We start from the raw sequence: 17,394 nt of genomic DNA on the forward strand, positions 1-17,394 counted from the left end.
CGCCTTGCTAGAATGCGCGCCTCAACTCCGCTCATCCGATGGACCTCGAAACCCTCCTCTTCTCCCAAGGCTTCGGGTCGCGCCGCCAATGTCGCGGCCTCGTCGCCGAAGGCCGCGTGCGTATCGGCGGCGAGCCTTGCACCGATCCCCGCGCCGACATCCCGCTGCTCACGCCGCCGCCCGCGTTCGAAGTCGACGGCCACGCGTGGACGTATCGCGAAAAGGCGTATGTCGCGCTGAACAAGCCGGCGGGCTACGAATGCTCGCGCGATCCGCAGCATCATCTGAGCGTGTTTCATCTACTTCCGCCGCAGCTTGGCGAACGCGGCGTGCAGTCGGTCGGGCGGCTCGATCAGGACACGACTGGCCTGCTTCTCCTTTCCGACGACGGCGCCTTCGTCCACGCGTTCACTTCGCCAAAACGCAAAGTGCCGAAGGTGTATCTCGCGACCGTGCGCCATCCACTCGACGACGATCAGCTCGCGCGCCTGCGCGAAGGCGTGCTCCTGCACGGCGAAACGAAACCGAGCGCGGCGCTCGCCGCCCATCGGCGCGACGAGCGGCTGCTGGAACTCACCGTCCTCGAAGGCAAGTATCACCAGGTCAAGCGGATGGTCGCGGCGGCGGGAAACCGCGTGGAGAAGCTGCATCGCGAGCGCATCGGCGGATATGCGCTGCCCGCATCGCTCGCAGAAGGCGAATGGCGCTGGCTCGACGAGAACGACCTCGCCGCGCTGCGCATGAAAGACGGTCGCGCCGAGTAAGCGAGTAACCGACCAAAGCGCCGGGAACACCCGCGCGCTGCGCCGCAGCATGCGTTCTGCGCGCGGCGCTCATATACTCGTCTTACGGAACCCAAAATCACTAAAAAAAAGCAGGAGGCGTCATGGTTTCCCACTCGAGCGTCGCGCTGATCGCGTTCGTGGCATTGAGCGCGTTCTTTATCGGGGTGCTGGGCGTCGTCATGCACCGGCGTCACAAATATTCGCCGAACCTCATCGGCGCGTTGATCGGCGCGCTGCTGTGCTTCGTCCTGCTGGAGACGATTCCGTCGCTGATTTAGCGTGACGTCGGCGCCGTGCGCGTCCGAAGGAATTCGTCGATGGTCGGATAACGAAGCACGTAGCGCAGTTCGCGCTTCAGCCGCGCGTTGCAGAGACGGCGCGATTCGCGCATGAACGAGAGCGTGACCGGTTCGAGGCGCGCTTCGGCTTCCTCTCGCGCGATGCGCGGTACGCGCGGCAATCCGAACGCGTCGGCGACGCGATCGAAATAGTCGGCCATGCGCAAGTCCGTATCGTCCGATGCGTTCACCACGCGCTGCGGCCGTCCCCGCGCGAGCGCGCGAACGAGAATCGCGGCGAGATCGTCGGCGTGAATGTGGTTCGTATAGACGTCGTCGCGTTCGATGAGCGCGGGCATCGCCCGTTCGATGCGCGCAAGCGGCAGCCGGTTGTCTGCGTAGATGCCGGGAATGCGGACGATGGACACGCGCCAGCCGCTTTGCACGCCCGCGCGCCGCAATTGTCTTTCCGCCGACACGCGCCGCTGCGCCCGCCCGTTCTGCGGCCGCGCGGGCCGCGTCTCGTCGATGAGCGCGCCGCCGCAATCGCCGTAGACGCCTGTGGTGCTTGCATAGACGAAGCGCAGCGGGACATCGCGCGATGTGGTTCGCGATGTGGTTCGCGATGTGGCTCGCGATGTGGTTCGCGATGTGGCTCGATTAAGGCCCTCGGGTACAATGAAAGGCAATGCACGCCGCGTCCGGTGCTTGCCAACGGCAGCCTGAACGCCCCGCGCGACCGACCGGCGGCGCGCACGCAATGCAGCGAGCAAGGCCCGCGTGCGCAGGTCCGAATCGCCGTCGCGCTGAGGCGGCGCGAGATGGATCACGCGTTCGGCGATGCCCGCGAGCCTGCGCAAGCTGCGGCGCACGTCGAGATCGCCGGCGACCGGCAGCGCGCCCGCCGCGCGCAGTTGCTCCGCGCGTTCGGGATGATGCGTGAGCGCGATCACGCGCGGCGCCGCCGCCCGCGCATGCAAGAGCGGCAGCGCGCGCAGCCCGACATCGCCGCAACCGACGATCAGCACGCGCGCGCGGCGCAGGATTCGAGTGGCGATCATCCGATGCATTGTATCCGCCGCTCACGAGGCGCGTTCCGCGCGTCATCGGGAAAACACCTTCACACCATCGCACGATATCGATCTATGGCATTCAACGTAACGCTCCGGCAAAGCGGCCGGCAGTTTCAGGTGGAACCCGACGAACCGGTGCTGACCGCGGCGCTGCGCCAGGGCATCGGCCTGCCCTACGGCTGCAAGAACGGCGCATGCGGCTCGTGCAAGGGCGCGGTCGTCGAGGGCGAAGTCGAGCAGGCGCCGCATTCCTCGTCGGCGCTCTCCAACGACGAAAAAACCCGCGGCATGGCGCTCTTCTGCTGCGCGACTGCGCAGAGCGACCTGACCATCGACGTGCGCGAAGTCGCGGGCGTCGGCGACGTGCAGGTCAAGAAGCTGCCCTGCCGCGTCAATGCGATGCAGCGCAAGGCCGACGACGTCATCGAACTGAAGCTGCAGTTGCCCGCCAACGAGCGTCTGCAATATCTCGCGGGCCAGTACATCGAGTTCATTCTGAAGGACGGCAAGCGCCGCAGCTATTCGATGGCGAGCCCGCCGCATCACGAAGGCCCGCTCGAACTGCATATCCGCCACATGCCGGGCGGCGCGTTCACGGACCACGTCTTCGGCGCGATGAAAGAGCGCGACATCCTGCGCTTCGAAGGTCCGCTCGGCACCTTCTTTCTGCGCGACGAATCCGACAAGCCGATCGTGCTGCTCGCATCGGGTACGGGCTTCGCGCCGATCAAGGCGATCATCGAGCATGCGGTGTTCAAGAACCTCAATCGCCCGATGACGCTCTACTGGGGCGGCCGCCGCAAGAAAGACCTGTACATGATGGACCTCGCCGAGCAATGGGCGAAGGAAGTGCCGAACTTCAAGTTCGTCCCTGTGCTCTCGGAGCCGGATTTGCACGACGGATGGACGGGGCGCACGGGCTTCGTTCATCGCGCTGTCATCGAGGATCTGCCAGACTTGAGCGCGTATCAGGTCTACGCGTGCGGCGCGCCGGTGATGGTGGAATCGGCGCAGCGCGATTTCACGCAGCATCACCGCTTGCCGGAGGACGAGTTCTACGCGGATTCGTTCACGAGCGCAGCCGATCTCGCGCATCCGGTCTGACGCGCCGAACCGCGATGCCGCCGGCGCGACGAGAAATTCGCCCCGGCGGTTTACACGCGGGAACGTCATAACGTATCCTTCGCGAATGATCCGAATCCTGAACGCACTTCGACGCCGCCGCTCGCCGCTTCCCTAGGGATGCCGCTGGCTCGTCATGCATTCGCGCTCGTTATGTTCGGTTCAAGCGCCAAGAATGAAGCCACGGAAATACCGTGGCTTTTTGTTTTTTGCGCGTCGTTTTTTCACCTGAGTCATCGTCCCGGAGCCCGCTGTCATGAATTTCAATGAGTACCCCGTCGATTCGCTGATGTACATCACGAACCGCCCCGAGATCGTGTTCACGCACGGCAAGGGTTCCTGGCTCCACGACAACACGGGCAAGCGCTATCTCGACTTCATTCAGGGCTGGGCGGTCAACTCGCTCGGCCATTGCAACGACGGCATGATCGAGGCGCTGGACAAGCAGGCGCGCACGCTCATCAATCCGTCGCCGGCCTTTTACAACGAGCCGATGGCGAAGCTCGCGGGTCTTCTCACGAAGCACAGCTGCTTCGACAAGGTCTTCTTCGCCAACAGCGGCGCGGAGGCGAATGAAGGCGCGATCAAGCTCGCGCGCAAGTGGGGCCGCAAGTTCCGCAACGGCGCATACGAGATCATCACCTTCGATCACAGCTTCCACGGCCGCACGCTCGCGACCATGTCCGCGAGCGGCAAGGCTGGCTGGGACACCATTTACGCGCCGCAGGTGCCGGGCTTTCCGAAGGCGGACCTGAACGATATCGCGTCGGTCGAGAAGCTCATCAACGAGAAGACGGTCGCCGTGATGCTGGAGCCGATTCAGGGCGAAGGCGGCGTGATTCCCGCGACGCGCGAGTTCATGCAGCAACTGCGCGCGCTCACGAAGCGGCACAACCTGCTTCTGATCGTCGATGAAGTGCAGAGCGGCTGCGGCCGCGCGGGAACGCTCTTCGCGTATGAACTGTCGGGCGTGGACCCGGACATCATGACGCTCGGCAAGGGCATCGGCGGTGGCGTGCCGCTCGCGGCGTTGCTGTCGACGGCCGATGTCGCGTGCTTCGAAGCGGGCGATCAGGGCGGCACGTACAACGGCAATCCGCTGATGACGGCGGTCGGCTATTCGGTGATTTCGCAACTGACCGCGCCGGGCTTCCTCGAGGGCGTGCGCGAGAGCGGCGAATATCTGCGCTCGGAATTGCTGAAGCTGTCGGACGAGCGCGGCTTCAACGGCGAGCGTGGCGAGGGCCTTCTGCGCGCGTTGCTGCTCGATAGCGACAAGGGACCGCAGATCGTCGAGAAGGCGCGTCTCATGCAGCCCGACGGGCTGTTGTTGAACGCGGCGCGTCCTAACCTGCTGCGCTTCATGCCGGCGTTGAACGTGACCAAGGACGAAATCGATCTGATGCTTTCGATGCTGCGATCGGTGCTCGATTCGCTGTGATTTTCCGCGCGTGCGATGCGGCTATCGTGGTGCTGTGATTTGCCGTATTTTGTTTTGTTCGTTTTTTCGTGGCGGTCGATTGGGCTGCCCCTTCTCGGGGCGGCAGTCACTTTTCTTATTATCGTGTCGGTCTATTAGCTCGCCCCTCCCCGGGGCGGCAGTCACCTTTCTTATTCTCGTGTCGGTCTATGCGGCTGCCCCTTCTCGGGGCGGCAGTCACTTTTCTTATTCTCGTGTCGGTCTATTAGCTCGCCCCTGTGCGGGGCGGCAGTTACTTAAACCGACACGAAATCTAAGCAAGCCCACCCGGAAAGGGAGACAAAAACAAACCCTCACTCCCCAAGATAAGCCGCCCGAACCTTAGGATCATCGAGCATGACCTTCGCGTCGCCCGACATAGTGACGGTCCCCGAATCCATCACATACCCGCGATTCGCGGCCTGCAACGCCAACCGTGCATTCTGCTCGACGAGCAGCACCGTCAGCCCTTCGCTCGAAATCTCCCGCACCACTTCGAAGATCTTCTCGACCATGATCGGCGAGAGTCCCATCGACGGTTCGTCGAGCAAAAGCAGCTTAGGCCGCGAAAGAAGCGCCCGCGCCATGGCAAGCATCTGCTGCTCGCCGCCCGACAACGTACCCGCATACTGCGATGCACGTTCCTTCAACCGCGGAAAGAAGCCGAACATCCGTTCGGTATCCTTCTGAATGCCATCGCTGTCATTGCGCAGATACGCGCCCATCTGCATGTTCTCGAGAATCGACATGCGCGCGAAGATGCCGCGACCTTCCGGCACCATCGCGAGGCCGCGCTTCAGAAGCTCGTGCGTCGGCACGCCCTTGATCGACTGGCCCATGTACTCGATATCGCCCGCGGAAAACGGCTTCAGACCGGTGATGGCCTTCATCGTCGTGGTCTTGCCCGCGCCGTTCGCGCCGATCAGCGTCACCAACTCGCCCTGGCCCACTTCGAGATCGACACCCTTCACCGCCTGGATGCCGCCGTAATTCACCTGCAGACCCTTGACCTTCAACATCGCATTCGTGGTCGCCATTTAGTGCACCCCCGCACCCAGATATGCCTCGATCACCTTCGGGTCCTTCTGCACGTCCTGCGGCAGACCCTCGGCGATCACCTTGCCGTAATCGAGCACCGTCATGCGGTTGCACAATCCCATCACGAGCTTCACGTCGTGTTCGATCAAAAGAATCGTCTTGCCGTCCGCGCGGATCTTGTCCAGCAGACGCGTCAGTTCGACCTTCTCCGTCGCGTTCATGCCGGCCGCCGGCTCGTCGAGCGCGAGCAGCTTCGGGTCCGTCGCCAATGCGCGCGCGATTTCCAGACGACGCTGATGCCCATACGACAGATTGCGCGACGTGTAGTCCGCGTATTGCAGCACGCCCACGTATTCCAGCAGTTCCAGCGCGCGCTCCTTGATCTCGCGCTCCTCACGGCGCTCGGCGGGCGTCTGGAACACCGCGCCGATCAACCCGTGCTTCGTGCGCACGTGACGCCCGACCATCACGTTCTCCAGCGCAGTCATGCCGCCGAAAAGACGAATGTTCTGGAACGTGCGCGCGATGCCCGCCTTCGCCACCTGATACACCGCGGTCGGCGTGTACGCTTCGCCGTCGAGCCGGAACTCGCCCGAGTCCGGCGTGTAGAGGCCGGTAATGACGTTGAAGAACGTCGTCTTGCCCGCGCCGTTCGGACCGATCAGGCCGTAAATCTCGCCTTCCTTGATTTCGAGGCCCACTTCCGAAAGTGCCTGCAGGCCGCCGAAGCGCTTGTTCACGCCCTTCACGGACAATCGAGTACGTTTGTCGCTCATTTCCAAATCCCCCGCTTAGGCGCGCACCGGCTTCTTGCCGCTGCGCTTCGCGATCTTCGCGATCTTGTCTTCGTGCTTCGCGGCGGGCCACAGGCCTTCCGAGCGATACAACATGATGAGCACCATCGCCAGGCCGTACAGCAACTGGCGGATGACTTCCGTATCCACGATCTGATGGCCGAAGATGGCGTTTTGCAGCGGACCCATCGTCGAGCGCAGGAATTCGGGGAACACCGCGAGCAGCACCGCGCCGAGAATCACGCCGGGAATGTGGCCCATGCCGCCGAGCACCACGCACGCCAGCACGACGATCGATTCCCAGAACGTGAACGATTCCGGCGACACGAAGCCCTGGAACGCACCGAACATCGCGCCCGACAGGCCGCCGAACGACGCGCCCATCGCGAACGCGAGCAGCTTCACGTTGCGCGTGTTGATGCCCATCGCTTTCGCGGCGATTTCGTCTTCGCGGATCGCGGCCCACGCGCGCCCGATGCGCGAGTGCTGCAAACGCGTACAGACCCAGATCACGAGCAGCGCGCCGAGGACGAACAGGTAGTAATACATGTACACCGACGGGAACTTCACGCCGAAGAACTCGTGCGTCTGCGACAGGTTGAAGCCCGCCACCGTCACCGGATCGATGCCCGTGATGCCCTTCGGACCGTTCGTGATGTTGATCGGACGATCGAGGTTGTTCATGAAGATCCGCACGATTTCACCGAAACCGAGCGTCACGATCGCGAGGTAGTCGCCGCGCAGACGCAGCGTCGGTGCGCCGAGCAGCACGCCGAAGGTCGCGGCGAGCGCCATCGCGATCGGCACGATGAGGAGAAACGGCACATGCAATCCGCCGGGCGCGAGGTGCGCGATCCATTCGAATTGCGAGGTCAATTGCGGCGATGACAGAAGCGCCGCGACATACGCGCCGACCGCGTAGAACGCGATATAGCCCAGGTCGAGCAGGCCGGCGAAGCCGACCACGACGTTCAGGCCGAGCGCGAGCATCACATAGAGCATCGCGAAATCGAGCACGCGCACCCAGTAGTTGCCGCCGGCTGCGCCGATCACCATCGGCGCGGCGATCACGAATACCGCGACGAGAATGCCGACGACGAAGGTTTTCGTCGCGTTCTTCTCGGGGATGAGCGTCGTCGACGGCTCAATCGGTTGAATCGAAGTCATTTTTCTAGCTCCTCACGCGAGTCTTTAAGCGCGGTCCGCGACACGTTCGCCGAGCAAACCCGACGGACGGAACACGAGCACGATGATCAGCACGATGAAGGCGAACACGTCCTGATAATTGCTGCCGAAGACGCCGCCCGTCAGATTGCCGATGTAACCGGCGCCCAACTGTTCGATCAGCCCGAGAAGCACGCCGCCGACCATCGCGCCGCCCAGGTTGCCGATGCCGCCCAGCACCGCCGCCGTGAACGCCTTGAGCCCCGGGATGAAGCCCATGTAGAAGTGCGCGTTGCCGTATTCGGAAGCGATCATGACGCCCGCGAGCGCAGCAAGCGCCGAGCCGATCATGAAGGTGGCCGAGATCACGAAGTTCGGATTCACGCCCATCAGCGACGCGACGCCGGGGTTTTCGGCGATGGCGCGCATCGCGCGGCCGAGCTTGGTCTTGTGCACGAGCAGCAGCAGGCCGCCCATCACGAGGAACGCGACGACGATGATGACGATTTCGGTCATCGAGATGACGGCGCCGGGGCGCGTCTCGGTCGCGGTGATGACGTTGATCGGATCGGTCGGCAGAAGCTGCGGGAACGCGAGCGGATTGCGGCCCCAGATCATCATCGCGACGGTCTGAAGGAGGATCGACACGCCGATCGCGGTAATGAGCGGCGCGAGGCGCGGCGCGCGGCGCAGTGGCCGGTAAGCGACGCGTTCGATCGTGTAGCCGACCACCGCGCAGACGACCGCCGCGACGACGAGCGCGATCGTCAGCATGATCGGCCCGGGCATGTTCGGAAAGTGATTCTGCATGACGCCGATCGCGGAGAGCGCGACCATCGCGCCGACCATCAGCACGTCGCCGTGCGCGAAGTTGATGATGCCGAGAATGCCGTACACCATCGTGTAACCCAACGCGATGATGGCGTAGACGCTGCCAAGCACCAGACCGTTGAGAATCTGCTGGATGAAAATATCCATTTAAAGCTCCTTAGCCCCGTGCGACCGGATCACGCTTTATCGCCGGCCGATAAGCCGGTGTGAAGCGAAATCTGGAGCGGCACTGCGCGTACTTTTAAAAAAACCGGTAAAGGTCGATAACCTGCATTGCGCCTGCCTTCACGCCCGCCTCCGGATAGGTGCGGGCATCCGCCAGACGGCTGCGAAACGGCGCGTTCGGTCAGGCGCCGCAAGACTGCTAACGCCCGCTGCTACTGCTTCACGACGTCGAGCACGTCCTTCTTTTTGTCCTTGAAGTCGTAAAGCGTGATGGTGCCGGCCTTCAGGTCGCCCTTGTCGTCGAAAGCGATATGTCCCGTCAGGCCGTTGAAGTCCGTCGTGGGCATCGCCGCCAGCACTCTGGCCGCTTCGATGGAATTGGCGCGCTTCATTGCGTCGACGATCACGTACATCGCGTCATACGTGAACGGCGCGTAAATCTGCACCGGCGTGTGAAAACGTGCTTCGTACCTCTGCGCGAAGTCCGCGCCCTTGTCCATATTCGCGAGCGCCGGCCCCGCTTCCGAGCACACGACATTCGCCGCCGCGTCGCCCGCGAGTTCCGGCAACTGCTGGGTGCAGACGCCGTCGCCTGCAAGGATCTTCGCCTTGATGCCGAGCGCGGCCGCTTCCTTCGCGAACGGGCCGCCCGTCACGTCCATGCCGCCGTACATCACGGCGTCCGGCTGGATGCGCCTGATCTTCGTCAGAATCGCCTTGAAATTGCGCGCTTTCTCCGTGGTCGACTCGCGCGCCGCGACCTTCGCGCCGCCCGCCTGCAGCGTCTTCGCGAACTCGTCGGCGAGACCGCGGCCATAGGCAGTGGCGTCATCGACGATCACGACTTTCTTCGCGTGCAGCGTCTTCATCGCGTAGTTGGCGAGCACGGGGCCTTGCAGCGCGTCGGTCGCCACGAGGCGAAACGTCGTCTTGTACCCTTGCTTCGTGTATTGCGGGTTGGTCGTCGACGGCGAAATCTCCGCGATGCCCGCATCGCTATAGATTTTCGACGCCGGAATCGACACGCCCGAGTTCATATGGCCGATGACCGCGACCACATGGTCGTCCACGAGACGCTGCGCGGCTTCTTCGCCGGTGCGCGGATCGGCTGCGTCGTCCTGGCTATCCAGTTCGAGACGAATGGAACGCCCGTCGATAGTGAGCCCCTGCGCGCTGATCTCTTCCAGAGCGAGCCGCGCGCCGTTCTCGTTGTCCTTGCCCAGGTGTGCCTGCGTTCCGGATAACGGCGCGACGTGGCCGATCTTTACCACCGTCGCTTCGCTCGCTGGCGCGCTCGCCGTCGCGGCGACCGCCGCGCTCGCCGCTGGCGCCGCCCCGCTCGCTCCGCCTTCGTCCTTCTTGCCGCATGCCGTTGCCATTGCAACCGCAGCCGCGATGGACACGGCATGAGCAAACTTGAATCGCATCAAACAGGTCTCCTGCGCCTATCAAAACCGTTGCCAGAAGCCCTTCCAGGCTCAGAACGCGCGAATTGTAACGCTAAATATGAGACGAGCAATATTCTTGCGTGGCGGGGTTTTCCAGCATTGCAACCCGCATTTTTCGACGATTTTTCGCCCAAAGCGCAACCGGGTTGCGATCGCGATCAGTGCAGCAGTTGCACCACAATGAACGAGCGGGTTTCCGCGAAAGCGGCGCGATTACGTTTGCGTGCGCCGTCGAGGGAAATCCCTAACGTCTAAAAGGTGCGTCGAGCGCGCCCCAAAACGGGGAATTCGATTAGCTGGAACGGCATGGTGCTCGGAGAAAGGAGCCGAAAAAAAAGCGCCTGGAGGCGCTTTCTTTTCGAAGAATCCATCTAATCACTGAGGCAACGACAACCCGCGCGGCAACGGAAACGAGATGGTTTCCTCGATTCCTTCCAGCGAGCGCACGCTGCGCACGCCAAGGTCGCGCAAACGCGCGATCACCGCCTGCGCGAGCACTTCCGGCGCCGATGCGCCCGCCGTCACGCCGATGCGCTTCTTGCCTTGCACCCACGCCGGATCGATCTGGGTCGGCGAATCGACCATATAGGCGGGAATGCCGCTGCGCTCGGCCACTTCGCGCAGACGGCTGGAGTTCGAGCTGTTCGGGCTGCCGACCACGATCACGACATCGCACTGCGGCGCGAGAAACTTGACCGCATCCTGACGGTTTTGCGTCGCGTAACAGATGTCCTGCTTCTTCGGCTCCTTGACAGCGGGATATTTGTTCTTGAGCGCCTCGATGATGGCCGAGGCGTCGTCGACGGAAAGCGTCGTCTGCGTGACATACGCAATGCGGCTCGGGTCGCGCAGGTCAAGCTTCAGCACGTCGTCGATATCTTCGACGAGATGCATGCCCTCGCCCGACTGCCCCATCGTGCCTTCCACTTCGGGGTGTCCCTTGTGGCCGATCATCACGATGTCGAAGCCTTCCTGACGCATCTTCGCCACTTCCATGTGCACCTTGGTCACGAGCGGGCACGTCGCGTCGAACACGCGCAGGCCGCGCGTTTGCGCTTCGGCGCGCACCGCCTTCGAGACGCCGTGCGCGCTGAAGATCAGCGTGCTGCCTTCCGGCACGTCCGACAATTCCTCGATGAAGATCGCGCCCTTCTTGCGCAGGTCCGCGACGACATACGCGTTGTGGACGATCTCGTGGCGCACGTAAATGGGCGCGCCGAAGAGCTTGATCGCGCGCTCGACGATCTCGATGGCGCGGTCGACGCCCGCGCAGAAACCGCGCGGCTGCGCGAGCAGGATTTCGATGTCGGTCTCGATATCGGTGAGGCTTTCGATCAGGCTCATGGCTACAGGATTCCGATGATTTTCACTTCGAAGGCGAGCGCCTGGCCGGCGAGCGGGTGATTGAAGTCGAAAAGCGCCGAGGTCTCGCCCACTTCCTTGAGCACGCCCGCATAGCGTCCGCCGTTGGGCGCGTTGAATTCGACGAGATCGCCGGGAGAAAAATCCTCGCCGACCATGCTGTTTTCGCGCAGCGTCGCGAGCGACACGCGTTGCAGCAGTTCCGGATTGCGCGGCCCGAACGCCTGCTCCGGCGTTAGCCGAAAGGTCGAATGGTGCCCGACCTTGAGCCCGATCAGAATGTCTTCGAGCGGCGGCGCGAGTTGGCCCGCGCCGAGCAGGAGCGTCGCGGGCTTGTCGGTGAAGGTGTTGACGATGTCGGCGCCGTCGGCCAGTGCCAGCCGGTAATGGAGCGTGACGTGGGAACCGGGCTTGACCTCGGAGATATCGATGATGCTCATGAGTATTGGATGTGGCGGTTCAGTCGAAAGCGCGGCGTGGGCCGGGCGAGCGGCGGCTCGTCGGCGCGAGGCTGCGAACCGCGAGGCGCGTGGCATGTGCCCGCGCCAAAACCGCTATTGTAAGACAGAGTGGCAGGACGCCGCGCCGGGCGCGCGTGTCGTGCGTGCGCCGGCGCTCGCAGCGCATGGCGCACGGAGCACGCGATGACGGCGGCCGTTCGCCTGATCGCGGCGCCCCTATCCGCCCTCTCGATTCCGCAATGGGACGAGGCCGACCGGCCGCGCGAGCGCTTGCTCAGGGACGGCCCCGCGACGCTGTCCGACGCGGAACTGCTCGCTCTTTTCCTGCGCACCGGCGTGCCGGGGCTGACCGCCGTCGATGTCGCCCGCTCGCTCCTTCGGCGTTTCGGCTCGCTGCGCGCGGTGCTCGACGCCCCCGCAGCGGCCTTGCAAGACGAGCGCGGCATCGGCGAGGCGCGCGCGGCCACGCTGATCGCCGTATCGGAACTGTGCCGGCGTGCGCTCGCCGAGAAGGCGCGCGAGCGCATCGCGCTGAATTCACCGAGCGCGGTGGAGGATTTCCTGCGGCTGAAGATCGGCACGCGCCAGAACGAAGTGTTCGTCTGCATCTATCTGGACGCGCGCCATCAGGTGCTCGACATCTTCGAGGAGGCGCATGGCTCGCTCACGCGGGTGGCGGTGTATCCGCGCGAGATCGTCAAGCGCTCGCTCGCGCTCAATGCGGCCGGGCTGATCGTCGCGCATAATCATCCGTCGGGCGGAGTGGCGCCGAGCGCCAGCGACCGCAACCTCACGCGCACGCTTCAGGATTCGCTCGCCCTCATCGACGTGAAGCTGCTCGATCACATGGTCGTCGCGGCAAACGACATTTTCTCGTTCGCGCGCGAAGGCTGGCTGTAGCGATGGATACGGCATCCGGCAGAGTGGGAACGAAGCTCAAACGGCTTGATATTCCACGGTTTTTCCTGCTAGAATTCACGTTTGCTTTTCTCAACCCACCTGTTTCGAGCTTACGCCGTCCTCATTGGCATAACCGTGCTGCCAACTCCCCGGTCAAGGCAATCGGGCGAATTTGAGGCATCGACCAGGGTTCTTGCCCAAAATCGAGCGTCTGTACTCGGACTCAATGTGTATTAGGAGTGTCCTCATGGCACGCGTATGCCAAGTAACTGGGAAAGGCCCGATGTCGGGCAACAACGTTTCCCACGCAAACAACAAGACCAAGCGCCGTTTCCTGCCGAACTTGCAGAACCGCCGTTTCTTCGTTGAAAGCGAAAACCGCTGGGTGCGTCTGCGCGTCTCGAACGCCGGCCTGCGCCTGATCGACAAGAACGGTATCGACGCCGTGCTCGCAGACTTGCGCGCACGCGGTGAAATCTAAGGAGCACGCAAATGGCCAAGGGCGCACGCGACAAGATCAAGCTGGAATCGACCGCAGGCACGGGTCACTTCTACACGACCACCAAGAACAAGCGCAACATGCCGGAAAAGATGGCGATCAAGAAGTTCGATCCCGTCGTCCGCAAGCACGTTGAGTACAAGGAAACCAAGATCAAGTAATCGCTTGATCTTGAGTGCCTGACGAAGACAGCAAAAAGCCCCGCAAATGCGGGGCTTTTTGTTTCTCCGGCGCGGTTTTCGCACGCATTGCACACGTCCGCGCGCGGGTTTTCGCTGTTGCCGCCGCGCCGTGCACGCTATCCTTGCCGGCTATCGACAAGAACACGTACCGGAGAAACGGCGGCATGAACTTCGATGTGGCGATCGTGGGAAGCGGGCTCGCGGGCTTGAGCGTTGCGTTGAATCTGGCGAGAACGCGCCGCGTCGCCATCATCGCGAAGCGTGCGGCGAGCGAAGGCGCGAGCGGCTGGGCGCAGGGCGGCATCGCGGCCGTGCTGGATTCGGCCGACAGCGTCGACGCGCATGTCGCCGATACGCTCGTCGCGGGCGGCGGCCTCTGCGATGAAGCCGCGACGCGCTTCATCGTCGAAAATGGGCGCGCGGCGATCGAATGGCTGATCGACGAAGGCGTGCCCTTCACGCGCGATGCCGCCGCCGAACTCGGCTTCCATCTGACGCGCGAAGGCGGTCACAGCCATCGCCGCATCATCCACGCGGCGGATGCGACGGGCCACGCGGTCGTGACGACGCTCAACGAGCGCGTGCGCAATCACCCGAACATCACCGTCCTCGAGGACCATTACGCAATCGACCTCATCACGTCGGACCGGCTCGGGCTGCCCGGCCATCGCTGCCACGGGCTCTACGCGCTCGACCTGAAAACGGGCCGCACCGTGACCATCGAGGCCCCGCACACCGTCCTCGCGACGGGCGGCGCGGGCAAGGTCTATCTCTACACGACCAATCCCGACACCGCGACCGGCGACGGTATCGCGATGGCGTGGCGCGCGGGCTGCCGCGTCGCGAACATGGAGTTCATCCAGTTCCATCCGACGTGCCTCTTTCACCCTTACGCGAAGTCGTTCCTGATTTCCGAAGCCGTGCGCGGCGAAGGCGGCATTCTGCGCCTGCCGGACGGCACGCGCTTCATGCCCGCCCACGATGAGCGCGCCGAACTCGCGCCCCGCGACATCGTCGCGCGGGCCATCGACTTCGAGATCAAGAAGCGCGGCATCGACTACGTGTATCTGGACATCACCCACCAGCCGCGCGCGTTTCTCGAAGAACACTTCCCGACGATCCTCGCGCGCTGCCGCGAATTCGGCATCGATATCGCGAAGGAGCCGATTCCCGTCGTGCCCGCCGCGCACTATACATGCGGCGGCGTCGTCACCGATCTCGCGGGGCGCACGGACCGGCCAGGGCTTTACGCGGTCGGAGAGACGTCGTGCACGGGGCTGCATGGCGCGAACCGCCTCGCGAGCAACTCGCTTCTGGAGTGCATCGTGATCGGCCGGACGGCGGCGCGCGCAATCGAAGCGGACGGGTTTTCCGCCAACTGTCACGCGCCCTTGCCCGATTGGGACGAAAGCCGCGTCTCCGATCCGGACGAAGAAGTGGTCGTCGCGCACAACTGGGACGAGTTGCGCCGCCTGATGTGGAACTACGTCGGCATCGTGCGCACCGACAAGCGGCTCGCGCGTGCGCGGCATCGCATCGCCCTTTTGCGCGACGAGATCCACGAGTACTACGCGAATTTCAAGGTAAGCCGCGATCTGCTGGAACTGCGCAATCTCGTCGATGTGGCTTCGCTGATCGTCGAAAGCGCGTGTTCGCGGCGCGAGAGCCGCGGCCTGCATTACAGCCGCGACTGGCCCGACACAATGCCGAAGGCGCTGCCGACGGTGCTCACGCCGCCCGCTGCGCGCCGGCGGGCGGTCTAGCGCTAGACGATACGCATCGAAAAATCGGTGGCGCGCACGTCCTTCGTGAGCGCGCCGATAGAAATGCGATCGACGCCCGTTTCGGCGATCGCGCGCACCGTTTCGAAGTTCACGCCGCCCGAGACTTCGAGCAACGCGCGTCCGGCCGCGATGCCAACGGCGTCGCGCATGGCGTCGAGCGCGAAGTTATCCAGCAGAATCGACTGCGCGCGATGCGCAAGCGCCGTTTCGAGCTGGGCGAGCGTCTCGACTTCGATCTGGATCGGCACGCCCGCGTCGAGCGCGAGCGCGGCGTCCATCGCCGCGCCCACGCCGCCCGCCGCCGCGATGTGGTTTTCCTTGATGAGAATGCCGTCGTAAAGCGCGAGCCGCTGATTCGCGCCGCCGCCAACGCGCACCGCGTATTTCTGCGCGAGCCGCAGACCGGGCAGCGTCTTGCGCGTATCGAGAATGCGCGCGCGCGTGCCTTCGATGGCATCGGCGTAACGGCGCGTCGCGCTCGCCACGCCCGAAAGCAGTTGCAGGAAGTTGAGGCCGTTGCGCTCGGCGGTCAGCAGCGCGCGCGCCGGGCCATGCAGCACGACGACCGGCGTACCGGCGCCCATGCGCTGCCCTTCGCGGTACTGCCATTGGACGTCGATGGACGGATCGACGCGGCGCATCACCTCGTCGAACCACGGCGCGCCGCACAGCACCGCCTCTTCTCGCACGATGATTCGCGCCGTGCGCCGCGCGTCGGCGGGAACCAGACGGCCGGTGACGTCGCCGCTGCCGATATCTTCGGCGAGCGCATCGGCGACATTGCGGGCGAGCGCGGCGTCGAACGCTTCGCCGTACTGCGCGCGGACTTCGTCGTAAATCGGCGAATAGCGCATCACGCGGCTCCCACGTTGGCGAATAGCGCGGCGTCTTTCGCCAGATCGCCGCTCGTCTGCACGCGCTTCTTCTGCCGCGCCGCGAAATCCAGCATGCGGTCGATGGGCACGCGCGCGCGCTGCGCGATGGCGGCATCGACGTGAATCTCGTTGTGACCGCGCTCCAGCACGTCCGCGAGATTCGCGAGGCCGTTCATCGCCATCCACGGGCAATGCGCGCAGCTCTTGCACGTCGCGCTGTTGCCGGCCGTGGGCGCCTCGATGAACGTCTTGCCGGGAGCCGCGAGCCGCATCTTGTGCAAAATGCCGAGGTCGGTCGCGACGATGAAGCGCGGCGCGTCGAGGCGCACGGCGGCGTCGATGAGTTGCGTGGTCGAGCCGACGACATCGGCGAGTTTCACGACCGCTTCCGGCGACTCGGGATGCACGAGAATCTTCGCGTCAGGATATTGGGCGCGCAGCAGGTCCAGTTCGATGCCCTTGAACTCGTCGTGCACGAGACACGATCCTTGCCACAGAAGCATGTCCGCGCCCGTCTTCTTCTGGATGTAGCCGCCGAGATGACGGTCCGGCGCCCACAGAATTTTCTCGCCGCGCGCATGAAGATCCGCGACGATCTCGAGGCCGATCGACGACGTGACCATCCAGTCGGCACGCGCCTTCACGGCCGCGCTCGTGTTCGCGTAGACGACGACGGTACGGTCCGGGTGCGCGTCGCAAAACGCGGCGAATTCGTCGGCCGGGCAGCCGAGATCGAGGGAGCAGGTGGCGTCGAGATCGGGCATCAGCACGCGCTTATCCGGGCTCAGGATCTTCGCGGTCTCGCCCATGAAACGCACGCCCGCGACGACCAGCGTCCGCGCCGCATGATCGCGGCCGAAGCGCGCCATTTCGAGCGAATCCGCGACGCAGCCGCCGGTTTCGTCGGCGAGTTCCTGCAGTTCGGCATCGACGTAATAATGCGCGACGAGCACCGCCTTCTCGCGCCGCAACAGCGCGCGGATGCGCTCCTTGAGCGCGTGCTTTTCTTCCTGCGACGGCGCATCGGGCACGCGCGCCCACGCCTCGCCCACGCCGCACGTCAGGCCTTGCGGCCGGTCATACTCGACGTTCCTGATCGCTTGCATGTCCCCTGTCTCCTGCCGTCCACAGCGAAAATCCGTCGCACAAAAAGAAAGACCCCGCCAGAGCGGGG

18 protein-coding genes are annotated in these 17,394 nt (G+C 64.0%); 8 read left to right on the forward strand and 10 right to left on the reverse strand.

Annotated features, from left to right (window positions below):
* Positions 1-38 precede the first annotated feature (38 nt).
* The gene (locus LDZ27_RS11635; protein ID WP_244814228.1) at positions 39-764 is read left to right on the forward strand and encodes a pseudouridine synthase; all 726 of its coding nucleotides are present in this window, start codon (positions 39-41) and stop codon (positions 762-764) included.
* Positions 765-886: 122 nt separating this feature from the next.
* Complete coding sequence (locus tag LDZ27_RS11640; protein WP_244814229.1) at positions 887-1,063, forward strand: hypothetical protein; 177 nt, start codon at positions 887-889, stop codon at positions 1,061-1,063.
* Here LDZ27_RS11640 and LDZ27_RS11645 read toward each other — a convergent pair.
* Positions 1,060-2,124, reverse strand: a complete 1,065-nt coding sequence (locus LDZ27_RS11645; RefSeq protein ID WP_244814230.1) for an NAD-dependent epimerase/dehydratase family protein — start codon at positions 2,122-2,124, stop codon at positions 1,060-1,062. The two genes, LDZ27_RS11640 and LDZ27_RS11645, sit on opposite strands and share 4 nt — an antisense overlap.
* An 84-nt stretch (positions 2,125-2,208) precedes the next feature.
* On the opposite strand from LDZ27_RS11645, the gene LDZ27_RS11650 reads away from it, so the two are divergent.
* Positions 2,209-3,240 (forward strand): CDP-6-deoxy-delta-3,4-glucoseen reductase, encoded by a 1,032-nt coding sequence (locus tag LDZ27_RS11650; protein ID WP_244814231.1) that lies wholly within the window; start codon positions 2,209-2,211, stop codon positions 3,238-3,240.
* Positions 3,241-3,514: 274 nt separating this feature from the next.
* Positions 3,515-4,699, forward strand: coding sequence for an acetylornithine transaminase (locus LDZ27_RS11655; protein WP_244814232.1), 1,185 nt, complete (start codon positions 3,515-3,517; stop codon positions 4,697-4,699).
* Positions 4,700-5,031: 332 nt separating this feature from the next.
* Here the strand turns inward: LDZ27_RS11655 and LDZ27_RS11660 are convergent, their stop codons facing one another.
* The 7 genes from LDZ27_RS11660 to LDZ27_RS11690 all read right to left on the reverse strand — a co-directional run bounded on the left by LDZ27_RS11660 (position 5,032) and on the right by LDZ27_RS11690 (position 11,959).
* Positions 5,032-5,754, reverse strand: a complete 723-nt coding sequence (locus tag LDZ27_RS11660; protein ID WP_244814233.1) for an ABC transporter ATP-binding protein — start codon at positions 5,752-5,754, stop codon at positions 5,032-5,034.
* Entirely contained in the window at positions 5,755-6,531 is a 777-nt protein-coding gene (locus LDZ27_RS11665) for an ABC transporter ATP-binding protein (protein ID WP_244814234.1), read from the reverse strand.
* A gap of 15 nt (positions 6,532-6,546) precedes the next feature.
* Entirely contained in the window at positions 6,547-7,716 is a 1,170-nt protein-coding gene (locus LDZ27_RS11670) for an ABC transporter ATP-binding protein (protein WP_244814235.1), read from the reverse strand.
* A 24-nt stretch (positions 7,717-7,740) separates the two neighbouring features.
* Positions 7,741-8,691 (reverse strand): branched-chain amino acid ABC transporter permease, encoded by a 951-nt coding sequence (locus LDZ27_RS11675; RefSeq protein WP_244814236.1) that lies wholly within the window; start codon positions 8,689-8,691, stop codon positions 7,741-7,743.
* Positions 8,692-8,921: 230 nt separating this feature from the next.
* Positions 8,922-10,136, reverse strand: coding sequence for a branched-chain amino acid ABC transporter substrate-binding protein (locus LDZ27_RS11680; RefSeq protein WP_244814237.1), 1,215 nt, complete (start codon positions 10,134-10,136; stop codon positions 8,922-8,924).
* 396 nt (positions 10,137-10,532) lie between these two features.
* Complete coding sequence (gene ispH, locus LDZ27_RS11685; RefSeq protein WP_244814238.1) at positions 10,533-11,501, reverse strand: 4-hydroxy-3-methylbut-2-enyl diphosphate reductase; 969 nt, start codon at positions 11,499-11,501, stop codon at positions 10,533-10,535.
* Between the two features lie 2 nt (positions 11,502-11,503).
* A complete protein-coding gene (locus tag LDZ27_RS11690; protein WP_244814239.1) occupies positions 11,504-11,959 on the reverse strand; it encodes a peptidylprolyl isomerase in 456 nt (151 codons plus the stop codon).
* Between the two features lie 204 nt (positions 11,960-12,163).
* On the opposite strand from LDZ27_RS11690, the gene radC reads away from it, so the two are divergent.
* The 4 genes from radC to nadB all read left to right on the forward strand — a co-directional run bounded on the left by radC (position 12,164) and on the right by nadB (position 15,324).
* The gene (radC, locus tag LDZ27_RS11695; RefSeq protein WP_244814240.1) at positions 12,164-12,880 is read left to right on the forward strand and encodes a DNA repair protein RadC; all 717 of its coding nucleotides are present in this window, start codon (positions 12,164-12,166) and stop codon (positions 12,878-12,880) included.
* A 247-nt stretch (positions 12,881-13,127) separates the two neighbouring features.
* The gene (rpmB, locus tag LDZ27_RS11700; protein WP_008351171.1) at positions 13,128-13,361 is read left to right on the forward strand and encodes a 50S ribosomal protein L28; all 234 of its coding nucleotides are present in this window, start codon (positions 13,128-13,130) and stop codon (positions 13,359-13,361) included.
* Between the two features lie 11 nt (positions 13,362-13,372).
* Complete coding sequence (gene rpmG / locus LDZ27_RS11705; RefSeq protein WP_006478046.1) at positions 13,373-13,540, forward strand: 50S ribosomal protein L33; 168 nt, start codon at positions 13,373-13,375, stop codon at positions 13,538-13,540.
* Between the two features lie 185 nt (positions 13,541-13,725).
* Positions 13,726-15,324, forward strand: coding sequence for an L-aspartate oxidase (gene nadB / locus LDZ27_RS11710; RefSeq protein ID WP_244814241.1), 1,599 nt, complete (start codon positions 13,726-13,728; stop codon positions 15,322-15,324).
* Positions 15,325-15,326: 2 nt separating this feature from the next.
* Here nadB and nadC read toward each other — a convergent pair whose 3' ends face one another.
* Positions 15,327-16,199 carry a carboxylating nicotinate-nucleotide diphosphorylase gene (nadC, locus tag LDZ27_RS11715; protein ID WP_244814242.1) on the reverse strand — a complete coding sequence of 291 codons (873 nt, stop codon included), beginning with the start codon at positions 16,197-16,199 and terminating at the stop codon, positions 15,327-15,329.
* Positions 16,199-17,326, reverse strand: a complete 1,128-nt coding sequence (nadA, locus tag LDZ27_RS11720) for a quinolinate synthase NadA (RefSeq protein WP_244814243.1) — start codon at positions 17,324-17,326, stop codon at positions 16,199-16,201. The genes nadC and nadA overlap by 1 nt, the downstream gene beginning before the upstream one ends.
* Positions 17,327-17,394: the final 68 nt, after the last annotated feature.

The sequence above is a fragment of the Caballeronia sp. Lep1P3 genome (assembly GCF_022879595.1).
In the GTDB taxonomy this organism is placed as follows: Bacteria; Pseudomonadota; Gammaproteobacteria; order Burkholderiales; family Burkholderiaceae; genus Caballeronia.

Bases quoted from the DNA above. Each gene is read 5' to 3' on its own strand.
- nadA (WP_244814243.1), bottom strand. From the start codon at position 17,326: ATGCAAGCGATCAGGAACGTCGAGTATGACCGGCCGCAAGGCCTGACG.
- LDZ27_RS11645 (WP_244814230.1), bottom strand. From the start codon at position 2,124: ATGATCGCCACTCGAATCCTGCGCCGCGCGCGCGTGCTGATCGTCGGT.
- LDZ27_RS11675 (WP_244814236.1), bottom strand. From the start codon at position 8,691: ATGGATATTTTCATCCAGCAGATTCTCAACGGTCTGGTGCTTGGCAGC.
- rpmB (WP_008351171.1), top strand. From the start codon at position 13,128: ATGGCACGCGTATGCCAAGTAACTGGGAAAGGCCCGATGTCGGGCAAC.
- radC (WP_244814240.1), top strand. From the start codon at position 12,164: ATGACGGCGGCCGTTCGCCTGATCGCGGCGCCCCTATCCGCCCTCTCG.
- LDZ27_RS11660 (WP_244814233.1), bottom strand. From the start codon at position 5,754: ATGGCGACCACGAATGCGATGTTGAAGGTCAAGGGTCTGCAGGTGAAT.
- LDZ27_RS11670 (WP_244814235.1), bottom strand. From the start codon at position 7,716: ATGACTTCGATTCAACCGATTGAGCCGTCGACGACGCTCATCCCCGAG.
- LDZ27_RS11665 (WP_244814234.1), bottom strand. From the start codon at position 6,531: ATGAGCGACAAACGTACTCGATTGTCCGTGAAGGGCGTGAACAAGCGC.
- LDZ27_RS11680 (WP_244814237.1), bottom strand. From the start codon at position 10,136: ATGCGATTCAAGTTTGCTCATGCCGTGTCCATCGCGGCTGCGGTTGCA.
- nadC (WP_244814242.1), bottom strand. From the start codon at position 16,199: ATGCGCTATTCGCCGATTTACGACGAAGTCCGCGCGCAGTACGGCGAA.
- nadB (WP_244814241.1), top strand. From the start codon at position 13,726: ATGAACTTCGATGTGGCGATCGTGGGAAGCGGGCTCGCGGGCTTGAGC.
- LDZ27_RS11690 (WP_244814239.1), bottom strand. From the start codon at position 11,959: ATGAGCATCATCGATATCTCCGAGGTCAAGCCCGGTTCCCACGTCACG.
- rpmG (WP_006478046.1), top strand. From the start codon at position 13,373: ATGGCCAAGGGCGCACGCGACAAGATCAAGCTGGAATCGACCGCAGGC.
- LDZ27_RS11650 (WP_244814231.1), top strand. From the start codon at position 2,209: ATGGCATTCAACGTAACGCTCCGGCAAAGCGGCCGGCAGTTTCAGGTG.
- LDZ27_RS11655 (WP_244814232.1), top strand. From the start codon at position 3,515: ATGAATTTCAATGAGTACCCCGTCGATTCGCTGATGTACATCACGAAC.
- LDZ27_RS11635 (WP_244814228.1), top strand. From the start codon at position 39: ATGGACCTCGAAACCCTCCTCTTCTCCCAAGGCTTCGGGTCGCGCCGC.
- ispH (WP_244814238.1), bottom strand. From the start codon at position 11,501: ATGAGCCTGATCGAAAGCCTCACCGATATCGAGACCGACATCGAAATC.
- LDZ27_RS11640 (WP_244814229.1), top strand. From the start codon at position 887: ATGGTTTCCCACTCGAGCGTCGCGCTGATCGCGTTCGTGGCATTGAGC.